The following is a 14,728-nucleotide window of genomic DNA, read 5'->3' as shown; positions in this document are numbered from 1 at the left end:
GGTTCGCTCACTCCCGCTGCTCTTCGAGGGTCCCCTGTGGCACGGCGTCGTCGTCGCTGCCGGGCGCGGTGTCCTCGCTGTCGTCCGGCGTCGCGTGCTCGCGGACGTACGCGAGCAACTCCTCTGGCGTCGTCTCGACGCCCTGGCGAGCGAAGAAGTTCGCGACGTTGCGACAGTCCCGTTCGAGGAAGTCGTCGGCGTTGGGATGGTGCACCGTCACCGCTTGCCCGAGGTCGATGATGTACAGCTGTCCCTCGTGGAAGACGATGTTGTACTCCGAGAGGTCGCCATGGACCAGCCCGGCGTCGTACAGGCGACGGAGATACTCCTTGACGACCTCGTAGGCGGTGTCGGGGTTCTCGATGTGGACCTCGCTGAGACGCTTGGCCCGCCCCTCTTCGGTGCCGAGATACTCCATCACGAGGACGTTTCGCTCGACGGCGATGGGTTCCGGCGTCCGCACCCCGGCACGGCGGGCGCGCTTGAGGTTCGAGGACTCCTTGCGGACCCACGCGGTGACGACTTTCTTCTTGTCCGAGCCGATGCCCTCAAAGCGCGGGTCGCCGTCGAGGTACCCCCGCATGTCCTTGAAGTCGGAGGCGTTGATGCGGTACACCTTGACCGCGACCTCGTGGCCCTGTGGCCCCTCGCTCTCCCCGTCCGTGGCGCCACGCGCCTGGCTGCCCGCCAGCGCGGTGTAGACGTTGGCCTCCTTGCCCGTCGAGATGGGCCCCCCGAAGGCGTCGATGTGGCCGTCCTGGACGAGCTTGTACAGCGCGCCGTAGGTGGCGTCGTCGAAGACGCTGGCCTCGACCTTGAACTGGTCCGCGTCCTTGATGCGCTCGCGGAACTCGCTGAACTCCCGGTCGCGCTTGCGGGCGATGCGGTCGGCGTCGGTGTCGCTTACGTCTATCTCCTCCCACTCGTCGCCGACGCCGTCGACCTCGTCGGTGTCGAGCAGCCCGAAGTCGCTGTCTGTCACGTCCGGTCACCCGTCGACGCTGTGGCGCGGTGCATTCGGCGCTACTCCTTGATGTGTCCCTCCTCGCGGAGCTGGTCTGCGTCCTGTTTCTCGTAACGCCAGGTGATGTCTGCCTTCTCGTCTTGCCAGTCCCACGGTTCGACGAGGACCACGTCGTCCTCGCGAATCCAGATGCGCTTTTGCATCTTGCCCGGAATCCGGGCTGTGCGTTCCACCCCGTCCATACAGCGGACTTTCACGCGGTTCGCCCCGAGCATGTTGGTGACGACGGCGAACACCTCGCTGTCCTCGGGCATCCGCAGGTCCTTCCGGCCCTCGTTGTCGCTCATACCCGGGTGTTCGGTCCCGGGAGGGTTAAGTTTTGTACGATTGCCCGTCGCGACGGGGCCGGTGTGATGTCAAAAGGCCCAAGACCCGGCCAACAGAACGGCTGCCAATGACACTGTCACTGCCGGCTGACGCCGCCGCGTGGGCTACCACCTGGCGCGACCGCATCAACGACCGGGAGGACTTTGCGGCCGCTGCCGACGACTTCGAGGCGACGTTCCTCTTCGAGATACGGGCCGACGACCGCTACGACGGCGACCCCGTTCGCTTCCTCGTCGAGCTCGCCGACGGCGCCTGCACCGAGACGGCCCTGGTAGCGGACGAGGCGGACCACGACTTCGCCATGCGGGGCCCCTACGACGCCTGGGCCGACCTGCTCTCGGGCAAACTCGATGTCTCCGAGTCCGTCATGGACGGCACCTTCGACGTGGCGGGCAACACCATGACCCTGTTGCGCCGCCAGGACGCCGTCTCGGAGATGGTCGCCGCCGCCCAGTCGATCGACACCGAATTCGAGTACTGAGCCACGGGTCCGGGCGGCAGAACAGCCGTCCGGGACGGCGCTTCAGCGCGGCACCGCAGCCACGCTGGGCCACTGTCCCGTGTGGCTGCCCTGCCGTCCGGACCCGACGACCTTCGACGGGCTTTTTCGGTCGACGGTCGGAGGACGACCATGTTTGAGAAACTCGGTGTCGCCGGCGTCGCCGGCATCGTCGTCCTGCTTGCAGGTATCGGCCTGGTCGCCTGGGAGAGTCTGATTCTGGCCGCCGGGCTCGCGCTGGTGGTGAGCGGGCTGGGGCTGGTCGTCTACGGACTGGTGACCAGCCTGCTGTCCTCGTTCGGGCTGGGCGGGATGCCCTAGACGGTGAACTCAAAGCGTGCGCCGCCGCCCGCCGCGTCGGTCACCGCGACGTCCCAGCCGTGGGCCGTCGCGATAGTGTGGACGATGTGCAGGCCAAACCCCGTCCCACCGGCGGTGTCGCTCACGCTGGGGTCGAAGATGCGCCCCCGGACGGCGGGGTCGATACCGGGGCCATCGTCCTCGACGGCGAAGCCCTCGGGCGTGGCGTCGAGTCGCACCGTCACGGTCCCGTCGTCAGACCGCCCGTGTTCCATCGCGTTTCGGAAGAGGTTCTCGAACAGTCGCAGGAGCCGGTCGGCGTCGGCGTCGAGACGGAGGTCGTCCGGGCCGTCGAAGACGCCGTCGTCGGTGTCGACGTACTCCCACGCCTCGCGGGCTACCGCGCCGACGTCGGTCGGACGGATATCGGTCGCCAGCGTCCCCTCACGGGTCGCCAGTCGGATGTCGGTGATGATGCGGTCGATGCGGTCGTGGGCCGACTCGATGGCGTCGAGCGACCCCTCGCTGCCCTCGCGGGCGAGCGCGAGGTGACCGCTCGCGACTGACAGCGGGTTCCGGATGTCGTGTGCCAGCAGGTCCGCGAACTCGGCGAGTCGCTCGTTTTGCTGGCTGAGCTGGCCCGCCTGTTCGGAGCGTTCGGTCACGTCCCGGCCGATGCCGGCGAACCCGAGTACCTCGCCGTCGTCGTCGGTGAGCCGCCGCCCGGTTAGCTCGAAGCGGACCGGCCCCTCGACCGTCGGACTCACCGCTTCGACGACAGTCTCGCCCGTCTCGCGTATCTCGTCGATGGCCGCCTCGACCGTCGGCCGGTCCGCCGGCCGGAAGAACTCCGTCGCTGCCATTCCCGACAGCTCCTCGTCGCTCAGGTCATACAGCTCGTTGAGCCGCTGGTTCCAGTAGACCAGCCGCTCCGTCTCGTCGTAGATGTAGATGACGTCATCCAGGGTGTCCAGCGCCCGTTCGAGAACGTCCCCCTCGACACTCATGCTACGGCTACGCGGCCGTTCGTGATAACAGTTCGCAGGATTGTGGGACCCGACCCGCAAGCGGGACCGTCTCGGGGACCAGACGTTCACTACCCGGGTGTCGGTCCGATATGCGTCCGCGATGGACGCCAGCGGGTCGCTCCGCTCGCTTGTTCCGGGGAAGCTCCCTGCGGTCGCTTCCTCGCGCTCCGTGGGGCACTGCGTTCCCCGCTTCGAGCCCTCCTTTCAGTCGCTTCCTCGCGCTCCACGGCGCCCCTCGGTCGCCGTTTCGCATGGTGGTTCCTCGCTACGCTCGGTGCCAACCCCCTACTCGAACAGTTCCTCGTACACCTTCTGTTGGGCGGCCCGGAGATGCTGGTGGTAGGTTGGCCGGGAGATGTCCATCGCCTCGGCGAGTTCGTCGCCGTCGACCTCGCGGGGCCAGTCGAAGAAGCCGCCGAGATACGCGGTCCGCAGCGCCGTCTCCTGGCGGTCGGTAAAGCGCTCGGAGAGCGACGCCTGGAACTCCTGTTGGGTCTGGACCGGCCGCTCGTGCTCGTGATAGCCCACGAGGTCGGTGCCGTCGTAGTTGTCCTCGACCAGCGAGAACACCTCGCGGGCGTCGCCCTCGTAGGGGAGTTCGATGGTGTAACGGGCGATGCCGTTCTCGCCGGTTATCTCCTTTGGCACCGCGCCGTGGTCGACCAGCGTCGCCAGCAGCGACTCGCCCATGGTGACCTCGAACAGCGCCGACCCCTCGTGTTCGGCCACCTGGGTGACACTGCGGACGCCGTCGTCGGCTTCGAGCGCCGTCAGGATGGCCTCGCTCTCGCCGCCCTCGGCGTCGAGATACAGCCGCAGCGACCCGTCGTTTTGGGTCACGGTCCCGACGGAGGTCAACGCCGCCTCGGTCGACGCCGAGAGCCGGCTCAGCAGTAGGGCCCGGTCGTTGACGGTAAACTCCAGTTCGATGACCTTGTCGGCCGACAGTATCTTTCCGCTCTCGATGGCGTTGACGGCGTTGGCGACGGCCCGCCCCAGCGCCTCCAGAACGACCTGTTCGCGGTCGTCGAAGGCGTCGGGGCGGTCCGAACAGACGAACAACACGCCGTAGGTCGAGTCGGTGTAGGAAAGCGGGATGGCCATCATCGACTCGACGCCGGCCCCGTGTGCCCGCTTTACCCACTCCTCGTCGATATCCCCGAGGTCGTCGATAATCTCGCTGTGGCCCTCTGCCAGCGCGGTCGCCCCCGGCGCGCCGTCGTCGACCGGTATCGACTCTCCGACCAGTGCCGTCTCACCGGCCCACTCGCTGATGTCGAGGCGACTGCCCCGCACCGCCGGGCGGCCGATACAGGCGAACGTGTACGGCTCCGTCGCCGCCAGCTCCGCACAGACGCCGGCCTCGACGGCCTCCCGCGTCGTCGCCTCGACCAGCACCTCGACGGTGTTCTGGATGAGCCCGTTGATGCGTTCGAGGATGGTCGCGATGCGCTCTCTGGTCTCTCTGACCTCCTGTTCGCGCTTCGCGCGGTTGCAGGCCGCGGCGGCGTTGGTCGCAAGCAGCGCGACGACCTGCCGGTCGATGTCGTCGAAGGCCTCCTCGTCGGTCGAGAGCACGCTCAACGTGCCGTGCACGCCGACCGGCATGTACAGCCCGGAGCCGACGGTCGTGCCGCTCTCGTCGAGCTCGTGGGTCGTGTCGTAGCGCAGCGTCTCGCCGGAGGCAAAGACCCGGCCCGCCTCCCCGCCGTCGAAGTCATACACCGGCCGCTCGCCAAGCCGCTCGACGACCGCGTCGGTCGCCGCTTCCGGCCGGAGCACCTCCTCGTCGGCGTCGTACAGCCGGACGACGGCCATCTCCAGCCCGAGTACCCGCTCGGTCGCGGCGGCGACGATGCTCGCCACGTCCTCGCGGCTCGGGGCCTGCATCAGGCTCCGGGAGGTCTCCTGTAGCGCCGAGAGCAGCTCTTCGCGGCGCTTGCGCTCGGCGATGTCCCGGATGACGCCGGCGGTCCCGCGAAAGTCGCCGTCGGGACCGTACAGCACCGTCATGTGGTCCTCGCAGGCGATGGTCGTCCCGTCGGCCCGCCGAAGCTCCAGCTCGAAGGTGGTCCCGATGTCGTCGCGGCCCGACGACGACAGCAGCTCCCGGAGCTTCGACTCCGCGAGCTCGACCGTCTCCCGGTCCTTGATGACGGCGGTGTGCTCGCCCAGCAGCTCCTCGATGTCGTAGCCTGTCAGCTCCGCCAGCGCCTCGTTGGCGAAGACGAACTCCCCATCGTCGTCGAGCGCGTACACCCCGTCGTCGAGCGCGTCGATGACCTCGCTGTGACGGTCAAACGCCCCCATCGCCGTCGGTCCGTCCTCGTTCGCCACCGACGCGATGCGGTGGGCCAGCACGGTGTACTGCGCGTCGCCGCCCGGCCGGACGTACGAAAGCGTCTCGTCGGCCAACACCTCCCTGACCCGCTCGGGCCCGCCCTCGGTGAACACCACTACCGGGAGCGTCGGCCGCTCCGCCCGGAGGTCCGCCACCAGGTCGGGCGGGTCGAACGCCAGACTGACCACACAGTCGACATCGCCGACCGACTCGGCCGTCGTCCCGCCGGTCGCCGTCCGAACGTCCAGTACCCCCTCGATCGCGTCGAGGCCGGCCGCCGTCTTCGCAACCTGTTCCTCGTCGTCCCCACAGACGAGGACGGTTTGCCCGCAGTCCATGCCTAACTGGTTAGCTATTCCACCATATGAATGTGCGGGTCAGGCCCCGCTCGGGGCCAGCCCCTCGTGTACCCGGGGGTGACAGCCGGCACAGAGCCACTCCTCGCGCCGGTAGGTCATCGTCTCGGTCGGTCGCCGGTGCTTCCATAGGTGGCCAACCTCGTCGTTGCAGTTGTCGCAGTCTGCCATGGGTGTACGTGACATGTGTGTTATTCTCTGGCATAAATGTCCCGCCTAGACCTGTTTAAGGAATAGTAACTGGCCGGACGGCTCGTTCTGTCTCCTACACGCACAGCTCTCACGTGTGCTGCCCACAGAACTGCGCCGTCCGGGAGTGAGCGAACGCATAGCGTTCGCGAACGTCGGACGGCAAACGACCGCAGGGAGTGCGCCGTCCGGGAATTGAACCCGGGCTCTAGCCTTGGGAAGGCTATGTCCTACCACTGGACCAACGGCGCTCACTTCGTTCGCTCGCGCCCCGAGGCTCGCAAACACTCCGTGTTCGCTCACCAACGGCGCTCGTTTTCACTCGCCCCGTGCATCGCGATTCCGTCGGAATCGCTCAACAACGGCGCTTGACTGAAACGTCACACGGCGCGCACTTGAACGTAGCGTTTCGACTGCTGTGGACGCCGGGACCGAAACTCGGCCGGCTGGTGGACGTACGTCCGAAAATACCGCGCCGATAGATGGGTATTTGTTTCGTCCGACCAACACTCCGGTATGGCTGACGCCGACACGGTTATGCGGGCGACGGACCCGCTCGATTTGGCCTTCTCGGAGGCCGAACTCGAGGCGCACCGCGAGCACATCACCGCGTTCATCGAGGGCCAACTCGACGCGGCGGGGGTCGACCGCGCGGTCATGGGGCTGTCGGGCGGCATCGACAGCACGCTCGTCTCCCACCTCGCCGTGGAGGCGCTGGGTCGGGACGCGGTCCACGGGCTGGTCATGCCCAGCGAGGTCAACGCGGCCGACAACATGAGCGACGCCGAGCGGGTCGCAAACGACCTGCTGGGTATCGACTACGACGTCATCGAGATCAACCCGCTCGTGGACGCCTTCCTGGATGCCTACCCAGCGGCCGAGGGCGACCAGCTCGCCGTGGGGAACCTCCGGGTGCGCTGTCGCGCCGTGTTGAACTACCTCGTGGGCAACCACGAGAACGCCCTCGTCCTGGGGACCGGCAACCGCAGCGAGGCGCTGGTGGGCTACTACACGAAGTACGGCGACGGCGCCGTCGACTGCCACCCCATCGCGGGGCTGTACAAACAGCAGGTCCGCCAGCTGGCCAAACACGTCGGCGTCCCCGACGACCTCGCCGAGAAGACCGCAAGCGCCGAGATGTGGTCGGGCCAGACCGACGCCGGCGAGATGGGGATGACCTATGACACGCTCGATTCGGTGCTGGCGCTGCATATCGACGGCGGCGTGCCCAGAGACGCCACCGCCGACCACATCGGCGTCCCGCCCAGTGTCGTCGACCAGGTCCGGGAGATGTACGAGGCCAGCGCGCACAAGCGCGCGATGCCGCCCGGACCCGACCCGCTTTATTGAGTTATCGCTGGTTAGTCCGGGTACGCGAATACTGCTCTTACCAGCCAGACGGTCCCGTTGGTAGTTGATGCTAACAGCCAGAAAGCCCCCGGACGCTCGGCTTTGGCTCGCGGCTTCGCCGCTCGCCAAGACGAGGGACCTTTGGTCCCTCGCGAACTGCGGCTCGCTGCGCTCCTCGCTTCGTTTCGGTGCTTACTTCGCCTCGAACGCCGAGCGTCCGGCCCCTTTCAGTCCCACCTAGCAAGGACTGACCAACCGGCTATGGGTGGGACTGAAAGGGGCGCTGGGCTAAACGAAGGCGGACGACGTAAGGACCGCAAGACGCGTAGCGTCTGAGGACCGCAACGAGTCCCCCGAGTTTAGCCCAGCGGGGCTTTCTGGCTGTTAGCAATGCTTTTGACACGGATTGCTAGTGGACTCTCTGAATCAGTGATTACTGAATCGTTTACTCCTGCTAGCGCCACCGCACTTTATCTACCAGCCGTCCGAGGCTCCGATATGTCACATCGTGCCAACTACGCTCGCTGTTCGTTCCAGCAGCATCTCGGCCCGTCGGCGGACTCGCTGGACGTGTCGTGGGCGGAGTTTTCCGGGGACAGCACCGACCAGGTCAGCTTCACCGTCCCGACCGACGCGCCGGTCGAACCGTACGTGGAGATGCAGGTGTACGACGTCGCCGAGTTCAGCCACGAGATACGGGTCAACGGGGCCGAGCTGACCGGCTTCGACATCGCGCCCGGCGAGGGGTGGCAGTACTGGATGGACACCATCGCGGACACGCAACTCCAGCCGGGGAAAAACACGATTCAGTTCCGGCGCGACCGGGACACCGACGACGCGTTCATCGTCGGGACGGCCGTCGTCCACTGGAAGGAACCCGTCGAGTGAGTACTTAAAAGGGCGGCGCTGCGATCACCGGACTGTGCGATACTGTCACACGGATTTGAACCGGTCCGGTCGCAGTAGGGCGGTTTCGACTCCGACGCCCCCGTCCCCGGCGCTCGCCCGCACGGCCCCGAACCCCGCACTTTTATATAGAACCACAGACAATCAATCAGTTGATTATGAGCCAGCGCCAGATGCAGGGCCAGCCGATGATCATCCTGGGAGAGGACTCCCAACGGATGAAAGACAAGTCCGCACAGGAACACAACATCTCGGCCGCCCGAGCGGTCGCCGAGTCCGTTCGCTCGACACTCGGTCCCAAGGGGATGGACAAGATGCTCGTCTCCTCGACGGGGGACGTAACCGTCACGAACGACGGCGTCACCATCCTCCAGGAGATGGACATCGACAACCCGACGGCCTCGATGATCGTCGAGGTCGCCGAGACACAGGAGGACGAGGCCGGTGACGGCACCACCTCCGCCGTCGCCATCGCGGGCGAGCTCCTGGGGAACGCCGAGGACCTGCTGGAGCAGGACATCCATCCGACGGCCATCATCAAAGGGTTCGACCTGGCCGCGACGGAGGCCAAAGCCGCCATCGAGGACATCTCGACCGAAGTCGACCCGGACGACGAGGAACTGCTCCGGAAGGTCGCCGAGACCTCGATGACCGGCAAGGGCGCCGAGCTCAACAAGGAGCTGCTCGGTCAGCTCATCGTCGACGCGGTCAACGCCGTCACCGTCGAGACCGACGAGGGCGACCACGTCGTCGACCTCGAATACCTGAACATCGAGACACAGACCGGCAGCGCCGCCGGCGACTCCGAGCTGCTCGAAGGCGCTGTCGTCGACAAGGACCCGGTCCACGAGGAGATGCCGACCACCGTCGACGACGCGAAGGTGCTCCTGATGGACACCGCCATCGAACTCGAAGAGACCGAGGTCGACGCCCAGCTCTCCGTCGACGACCCGAGCCAGCTCCAGAACTTCCTCGATAAGGAAGAAGAGCAGCTCAAGGAACTGGTCGACCAGGTCGAGGCCACCGGCGCCAACGTCCTGTTCTGCCAGAAGAACATCGACGACATGGCCCAGCACTACCTCGCCCAGAAGGGCATCCTCGCCGTCAAGCGGGCCAAGAAGTCCGACATCGAGTTCCTCAAGGAGGTCCTGGGCGCCAACGTCGTCTCGGACCTCGACTCGGCCAGCGAGGCCGACCTGGGTCAGGGCTCGGTCCGCCGTGACGAGGTCGAGGGGCTGTTCTACGTCGAGGGCTCCAACGAGGACGCCCACGGCGTCACCCTCCTCCTGCGTGGCTCGACCGACCACGTCGTCGACGAGCTCGAACGCGGCGTCACCGACGCGCTCGACGTCGTCGCCGCCACCGTCACCCAGGGGCAGGTCTTGGGCGGCGGCGGCGCCCCCGAGGTCGAGGTCGCACGCCGTCTGCGGGACTTCGCCGACGGCGTCGAGGGCCGCGAGCAGCTCGCCGTCGAGGCCTTCGCCGACGCGCTCGAAATCATCCCGCGCACGCTGGCGAAAAACGCCGGCCTGGACGGCATCGACACGCTGGTCGACCTGCGGGCTGCCCACGAGGACGGCCAGGTCAGCGCCGGCCTGAACGTCTTCTCCGGTGACGTCGAGGACACCCTCGAAACCGGCGTCGTCGAGCCGGCCCACGCCAAGCGACAGGCCGTCTCCTCGGCTGCAGAGGCCGCGAACCTCGTGCTCAAGATCGACGACATCATCGCCGCGGGCGACCTCTCGACCTCCGGTGACGGGGACGAGGGCGGCCCCGGCGGCGCGCCCGGTGGCGCCCCCGGCGGCATGGGCGGCGGCATGGGCGGTATGATGTAGGCGAATCGAGGTAACGAGATTCGCCGAGCGGACGAGCTGTAACCCGCAACTGCGGGTCGTCGCGCTGTCTCCGACCGTGACCGCTGCGTTTCTCGACAGTGCCGGTACGCTCCCAGGGGACGCTATTCCGAACCCAAGTATTACCAGTTCCAGGGATATATCTCGACTATGAACGCAATAGGGCGCCCCGATCTCCCCGTCGGTCCGATGCCGGTGACGCGAGCGCAGACCTCGTTTTCGAGCCGCGATTTCCCGCACGCCGTGACAGCAGGTGGCTCCGTATGATCGAGGACTACGACCGCCTCGCCGCGACCGAGGCCCGCGATGTCGCACTCGACTGCGTCGAGGCCGGTATCGAGGCGGGCCATCCCCGAACGGTCGTCCGGGAGGCGGTCACGCTCGACGGGGATACCCTCCGGATCGACGACGCGACATATGACCTCGGCGAATACGAAGAGCTGGTCGTCCTCGGGGGCGGCAACGCCGCGGCCCACGTCGCCGTCGCGCTCGAACGCGAGCTCGGCGACCGGCTCGACCGCGGCGTCGTCGTCACGGACGACCCCACAGAGACGGAGCGTGTGACGGTCCGCGAGGGCGACCACCCGGTGCCGAGCGAGCGCGGCGCCGACGGGACCCGGGAACTGCTCGCGGCGGCGGACGCGGCGGGCGAGGACACGCTCGTCCTGGCGGCGATAACCGGCGGCGGCAGCGCGCTCATGGTCGCGCCGGCCGGCGACGTCTCGCTTGCCGACCTCCAGGAGACGACCGACGCCCTGCTCGCGAGCGGGGCCGACATCCACGAGATCAACGCGGTCCGCAAACATCTCTCGGCGCTGAAGGGCGGTCGGCTGGCGCGTCGCGCCGCCCCCGCGACGGTCGTCTCGCTGATTCTCAGCGACGTTGTCGGCAACGACCTGAGCGTCATCGCGAGCGGTCCCGTCGCCCCCGACGAGTCGACCTTCGGCGACGCCCTCGCGGTCCTCGACCGCTACGAGGTCGATGCGCCCGACGCCGTCACGGCCCGTCTGGAGCGCGGCGCTGCCGGCGAGATAGACGAGACGCCGACCGCGGACGACCCCGCGCTCGGGGCCGTCTCGAACCACGTCGTCGCCGACGGGATGACGGTCCTCGACGCGGCGCGGTCGGCGGCGGCCGAACGCGGCTACGACCCGCTCGTGCTCTCCTCGCGGGTCCGCGGTGAGGCCCGCGAGGCGGCCACGACCCACGTCGCCATCGCGGAGGAGATACGGGCGACCGGCACGCCCGTCTCGCCGCCCGCCGTTGTACTCTCCGGCGGTGAGACGACGGTGACACTCCGCGGGGACGGCTCGGGCGGTCCGAACCAGGAGTTCGCGACGAGCGCGGCGCTCGAACTCGCTGGCGGCGACGAGGGGCAAATCACGGTGGCGGCCGTCGACACCGACGGCATCGACGGGGCGACCGACGCGGCGGGCGCACTGGTCGACGAGACGACCGTCGAGGACCCCGACGCGGCCCGCGAGGCCCTCGCGGAAAACGACGTGTATCCGTATCTCGAATCCCGTGGGGCCCTCCTCCTGACGGGGCCGACCGGGACGAACCTCAACGACCTGCGGGTCGTGGTCGTCGACTAGAGGACCAGTCCCGCGGCGTTCCGGAGGACGACGATCCAGATGATACTCGAGACGCCGAGTACCAGCGTCGCGAGCGTCCACGCCTGGTAGGCCGTCGCCGTCTCCATGTCGGAGAACTCCGTGATAATCCAGAAGTAGGAGTCGTTGGCGTGGCTGACGGTCATGCTGCCGGCGCCGATAGCGAGGACGGCGAACACCCGGCCGATTTCGGTGTCCAGACCGAGCGAGCCAAGCAGCGGCGCGACGAGGCTGGCCGTGGTCAGGATGGCGACCGTCGAGGAGCCAAGCGCCGACTTCATCGCTGCGGCGACGACGAACGCGGCCAACAGCCCGACGCCGAGGCCGCCAAGCGTACTAGTGATGAAGTCTTCGAGGGGCAACGCGGAGAGGACCTCGCCGAACGCGCCGCCGGCGCCGGTCACCGCGAGGATGACGGCGGCGCTTTTGATACCATCGGAGACCCACTCGTCCGTGACATCGCTGTCGAAGTCAGGGACGATGGCGAACGCGATGAACGCGCCGATGAGCAGCGCGACCGCCGGGTCACCGATGAACAGCAGCCAGCGCTGGAGCGGCCCGGTGATGAGCTCCGGGTTCGCTGCTTCGGGGTAGGCCGCAATCGACCCGAGCGCGATGAGCGCAATCGGGACGAGCAGCGGCGCAAACGACGCGGCCCGCGAGGGCATCGTCCCGTACTCGTCTTTGATTTCCTCGATGGTCATCTCCGGGTTGGGGTCGATGTGGTAGTTCGACGCGACCCTGTCGGCCCACAGCGCGGCGATGAAGACGATGGGCGCGCTGACGATGATGCCGGCGAGCATGACGAGGCCGATGTCCGCGCCGATGATCCCGGCGGCCGCGATCGGGCCGGGCGTCGGCGGGACGAACACGTGTGTGACGTAGAGCCCGCCGGCGAGCGCCACGCTGAGTGTCGAAAGCGAGAGCCCGGAGCGCTGGGCGAGCGAGCGGTTCAGCCCCGAGAGGATGACGAACCCGGAGTCACAGAACACGGGGATGGAGACGACACTCCCCGTAATCGCCATCACCTCCGTGGTGTGTTCTTCGCCGACGTAGTCGAGAATCGTCTCGGCGATGACGATCGCCGCCCCGGACCGTTCGAGGCAGGTCCCGATAATCGTCCCGGCGAGGATGACGATACCGATGTAACCGAGGATGCCGCCGAACCCGTCTGTCACCAGCGAGGCCGCCTCCGCGGGGTCGAGCCCCGCGGCGAGTCCGGTCAGGTACGCGGCGATGAGGAGTGCGAGAAACGCGTGCAGGTCCAGTTTTGCTGTGGCGATTATGATAAACGCTACTGCCGCAAGCAACAACAGTATCAGCGGTAACCCTTGGAGCATGCACCCCAACCTCAATCATGATATATGATGGGCTTTGGGATTTCAATATTTTAAATTGGATATATTATATAATTACGGATAGTACACGTACCCGGTTTCCGACAGCTAAGTGATTTAATACAAATAAATCAAACTCCAAATAGTATAGCTCGATCACCTGTGAGTGTCCACACCGACAAACCGTCGATGCTCCGGTGACCGTTCGTCCGATGGAGGGACTCCTGCCCACAGGTCCGGACGGGCGAGCCGGTACCCGCCATCCGTGCTACCAGTCCCCGAACCCGCGTCGGTTTTTAAGTGCAACCGTTCCCCACACTAGCCCATGCAGACGCTGTTGCTCGGTCCCGACGACGTGGTAGAACACGCCGACCTCCCCGCCGTCATCGACGCCGTCGAGGAGTCGTTCGCCGCCGATTGGCGCGGCGACACCGTCATGCCGGCCAAATCCTACATCGACCTCCCCGAGTACAACGGGGACTTCCGGTCGATGCCGGCCTACGTCCACGCCGGCGAGTGGGACGCCGCGGCGGTCAAGTGGGTCAACGTCCACCCGGACAACCCCGCAGACCACGACCTGCCGACCGTGCTGGGGACGCTCATCTACTCGGACCCCGAGACCGCGTTCCCGCTTTCGGTGATGGACGGGACCAACCTCACCCGGCTCAGGACGGGCGCGGCGGCCGCCGTCGCCACCGACCACCTCGCCGTCCCCGACGCGGACTCGCTCGGGCTCGTGGGTGCCGGCGTCCAGTCGTACACCCAGCTGGAGGCCATCGCCGCCGTGCGCGACATCGAGACGGTCGTCGTCGCCGACCGCGACGCCGAGAAGCAACAGGAATTCGTCGACCGCTTCGACGGCCGGTTCGACGCCCGCGCGGGTAGTATCGAGGACGCCGCCGGGTGTGACGTGCTCTCGACGATAACACCGGTGGAGTCGCCCATCGTCGACCGGGCGTGGCTGGGCGAGCGCACCCACGTCAACGCTATCGGGGCCGACGCCGCCGGCAAGCACGAACACGACGACCGGACCTTACGCGACGCCAAACTGGTCATCGACGACTACGAACAGTGTACCCACTCGGGTGAGATCAACGTCCCGTGGGGCGAGGGCACGCTTTCCGACGACGACATCCACGGCGAACTCGGGGCCATCGTCGCCGGCGAGCTGTCGGGCCGCGAGCCGGGGGACGGCATCACGCTCTTTGACTCGACGGGACTGGCGATTCAGGACGTGGCGGCGGCACACGTCGCCTACGAGAACGCCCGCGCGGCCGGCGAGGGAACCGACTTCTCGCTGGTCGGGCGCTGACGCCGCTAGTTCTGTCCCAGCGACTCCCGGACCGCATTGATGAGCCAGACGACGACGAGGATGGGGAGAACTGGCAGCAACAGCACGAGCAGGCCGAGGAGTATCACCCAGCCGATGGCGTCCATCTGGGCGTCGGGATGGGTGCCCGACGGCGGCGTCACTGTCCGGAGCGGCCCCGGCAGCCGCGAACCGTCGGCGTCGTCCGATTCACTCATACTCGTTGATAGGTATGGCGCGCGGATAAGGCCACGGTCGGTCTCCCGTGGTCGTGTTGACTTTAGCAGGAAAAGACC

The 14,728-nt window shown here is 67.1% G+C and carries 14 protein-coding genes and 1 tRNA gene; 7 read left to right on the top strand and 8 right to left on the bottom strand.

From position 1 onward, the window contains the following. Positions 1 to 7: 7 nt before the first annotated feature. Together rio1 and eif1A are read right to left on the bottom strand one after the other, a co-directional pair. Positions 8 to 982: a serine/threonine-protein kinase Rio1 gene (gene rio1 / locus VJ162_RS16890; RefSeq protein ID WP_324665908.1), complete on the bottom strand. Its 975-nt coding sequence runs from the start codon at positions 980 to 982 to the stop codon at positions 8 to 10. A gap of 41 nt (positions 983 to 1,023) precedes the next feature. Then, entirely contained in the window at positions 1,024 to 1,311 is a 288-nt protein-coding gene (eif1A, locus tag VJ162_RS16885; RefSeq protein WP_324665907.1) for a translation initiation factor eIF-1A, read from the bottom strand. A gap of 107 nt (positions 1,312 to 1,418) precedes the next feature. Here eif1A and VJ162_RS16880 point away from each other — a divergent pair, with 107 nt between their 5' ends. After that, positions 1,419 to 1,832 carry an SCP2 sterol-binding domain-containing protein gene (locus VJ162_RS16880; RefSeq protein ID WP_324665905.1) on the top strand — a complete coding sequence of 138 codons (414 nt, stop codon included), beginning with the start codon at positions 1,419 to 1,421 and terminating at the stop codon, positions 1,830 to 1,832. 150 nt (positions 1,833 to 1,982) lie between these two features. Then, positions 1,983 to 2,171, top strand: a complete 189-nt coding sequence (locus VJ162_RS16875; RefSeq protein WP_324665903.1) for a DUF7470 family protein — start codon at positions 1,983 to 1,985, stop codon at positions 2,169 to 2,171. Here VJ162_RS16875 and VJ162_RS16870 read toward each other — a convergent pair. The 4 genes from VJ162_RS16870 to VJ162_RS16855 form a co-directional block, all read right to left on the bottom strand. Continuing rightward, on the bottom strand, positions 2,168 to 3,157 hold the full coding sequence (locus tag VJ162_RS16870; RefSeq protein WP_324665901.1) for a PAS domain-containing sensor histidine kinase: 990 nt from the start codon (positions 3,155 to 3,157) through the stop codon (positions 2,168 to 2,170). The genes VJ162_RS16875 and VJ162_RS16870 overlap by 4 nt on opposite strands. A gap of 306 nt (positions 3,158 to 3,463) precedes the next feature. After that, on the bottom strand, positions 3,464 to 5,857 hold the full coding sequence (locus VJ162_RS16865) for a bacterio-opsin activator domain-containing protein (protein ID WP_324665899.1): 2,394 nt from the start codon (positions 5,855 to 5,857) through the stop codon (positions 3,464 to 3,466). 39 nt (positions 5,858 to 5,896) lie between these two features. Beyond that, the gene (locus VJ162_RS16860) at positions 5,897 to 6,061 is read right to left on the bottom strand and encodes a hypothetical protein (RefSeq protein ID WP_324665898.1); all 165 of its coding nucleotides are present in this window, start codon (positions 6,059 to 6,061) and stop codon (positions 5,897 to 5,899) included. Between the two features lie 183 nt (positions 6,062 to 6,244). Beyond that, a tRNA-Gly gene (locus VJ162_RS16855) sits at positions 6,245 to 6,315 on the bottom strand. Between the two features lie 265 nt (positions 6,316 to 6,580). On the opposite strand from VJ162_RS16855, the gene VJ162_RS16850 reads away from it, so the two are divergent. The 4 genes from VJ162_RS16850 (at position 6,581) to VJ162_RS16835 (ending at position 11,768) form a co-directional block, all read left to right on the top strand. Beyond that, entirely contained in the window at positions 6,581 to 7,414 is an 834-nt protein-coding gene (locus tag VJ162_RS16850) for an NAD+ synthase (protein WP_324665897.1), read from the top strand. Positions 7,415 to 7,912: 498 nt separating this feature from the next. After that, on the top strand, positions 7,913 to 8,302 hold the full coding sequence (locus VJ162_RS16845) for a DUF7383 domain-containing protein (protein ID WP_324665896.1): 390 nt from the start codon (positions 7,913 to 7,915) through the stop codon (positions 8,300 to 8,302). Between the two features lie 176 nt (positions 8,303 to 8,478). Next, positions 8,479 to 10,155 carry a thermosome subunit beta gene (gene thsB / locus VJ162_RS16840; protein WP_407066876.1) on the top strand — a complete coding sequence of 559 codons (1,677 nt, stop codon included), beginning with the start codon at positions 8,479 to 8,481 and terminating at the stop codon, positions 10,153 to 10,155. Positions 10,156 to 10,436: 281 nt separating this feature from the next. Then, the gene (locus VJ162_RS16835; RefSeq protein WP_324665895.1) at positions 10,437 to 11,768 is read left to right on the top strand and encodes a glycerate kinase type-2 family protein; all 1,332 of its coding nucleotides are present in this window, start codon (positions 10,437 to 10,439) and stop codon (positions 11,766 to 11,768) included. Here VJ162_RS16835 and VJ162_RS16830 read toward each other — a convergent pair. Then, a complete protein-coding gene (locus VJ162_RS16830) occupies positions 11,765 to 13,126 on the bottom strand; it encodes a GntP family permease (RefSeq protein ID WP_324665893.1) in 1,362 nt (453 codons plus the stop codon). The genes VJ162_RS16835 and VJ162_RS16830 overlap by 4 nt on opposite strands. A 322-nt stretch (positions 13,127 to 13,448) precedes the next feature. On the opposite strand from VJ162_RS16830, the gene VJ162_RS16825 reads away from it, so the two are divergent. Next, positions 13,449 to 14,435 (top strand): ornithine cyclodeaminase family protein, encoded by a 987-nt coding sequence (locus VJ162_RS16825; RefSeq protein ID WP_324665891.1) that lies wholly within the window; start codon positions 13,449 to 13,451, stop codon positions 14,433 to 14,435. A gap of 5 nt (positions 14,436 to 14,440) precedes the next feature. Here VJ162_RS16825 and VJ162_RS16820 read toward each other — a convergent pair whose 3' ends face one another. After that, positions 14,441 to 14,650, bottom strand: coding sequence for a DUF7535 family protein (locus VJ162_RS16820; RefSeq protein ID WP_324665889.1), 210 nt, complete (start codon positions 14,648 to 14,650; stop codon positions 14,441 to 14,443). Positions 14,651 to 14,728 lie beyond the last annotated feature (78 nt).

Origin of the sequence: Haloarcula sediminis, assembly GCF_035656455.1 — an archaeon.
Taxonomy (GTDB): Archaea; Halobacteriota; Halobacteria; order Halobacteriales; family Haloarculaceae; genus Haloarcula; species Haloarcula sediminis.
This window is presented reverse-complemented; position numbering and strand designations above follow the sequence as displayed.

Coding starts and splice junctions, on each gene's coding strand:
- VJ162_RS16850 (WP_324665897.1), top strand. CDS start 6,581: ATGGCTGACGCCGACACGGTTATGCGGGCGACGGACCCGCTCGATTTG.
- VJ162_RS16870 (WP_324665901.1), bottom strand. CDS start 3,157: ATGAGTGTCGAGGGGGACGTTCTCGAACGGGCGCTGGACACCCTGGAT.
- VJ162_RS16865 (WP_324665899.1), bottom strand. CDS start 5,857: ATGGACTGCGGGCAAACCGTCCTCGTCTGTGGGGACGACGAGGAACAG.
- VJ162_RS16830 (WP_324665893.1), bottom strand. CDS start 13,126: ATGCTCCAAGGGTTACCGCTGATACTGTTGTTGCTTGCGGCAGTAGCG.
- VJ162_RS16825 (WP_324665891.1), top strand. CDS start 13,449: ATGCAGACGCTGTTGCTCGGTCCCGACGACGTGGTAGAACACGCCGAC.
- VJ162_RS16860 (WP_324665898.1), bottom strand. CDS start 6,061: ATGTCACGTACACCCATGGCAGACTGCGACAACTGCAACGACGAGGTT.
- VJ162_RS16820 (WP_324665889.1), bottom strand. CDS start 14,650: ATGAGTGAATCGGACGACGCCGACGGTTCGCGGCTGCCGGGGCCGCTC.
- VJ162_RS16845 (WP_324665896.1), top strand. CDS start 7,913: ATGTCACATCGTGCCAACTACGCTCGCTGTTCGTTCCAGCAGCATCTC.
- VJ162_RS16835 (WP_324665895.1), top strand. CDS start 10,437: ATGATCGAGGACTACGACCGCCTCGCCGCGACCGAGGCCCGCGATGTC.
- VJ162_RS16875 (WP_324665903.1), top strand. CDS start 1,983: ATGTTTGAGAAACTCGGTGTCGCCGGCGTCGCCGGCATCGTCGTCCTG.
- eif1A (WP_324665907.1), bottom strand. CDS start 1,311: ATGAGCGACAACGAGGGCCGGAAGGACCTGCGGATGCCCGAGGACAGC.
- thsB (WP_407066876.1), top strand. CDS start 8,479: ATGAGCCAGCGCCAGATGCAGGGCCAGCCGATGATCATCCTGGGAGAG.
- VJ162_RS16880 (WP_324665905.1), top strand. CDS start 1,419: ATGACACTGTCACTGCCGGCTGACGCCGCCGCGTGGGCTACCACCTGG.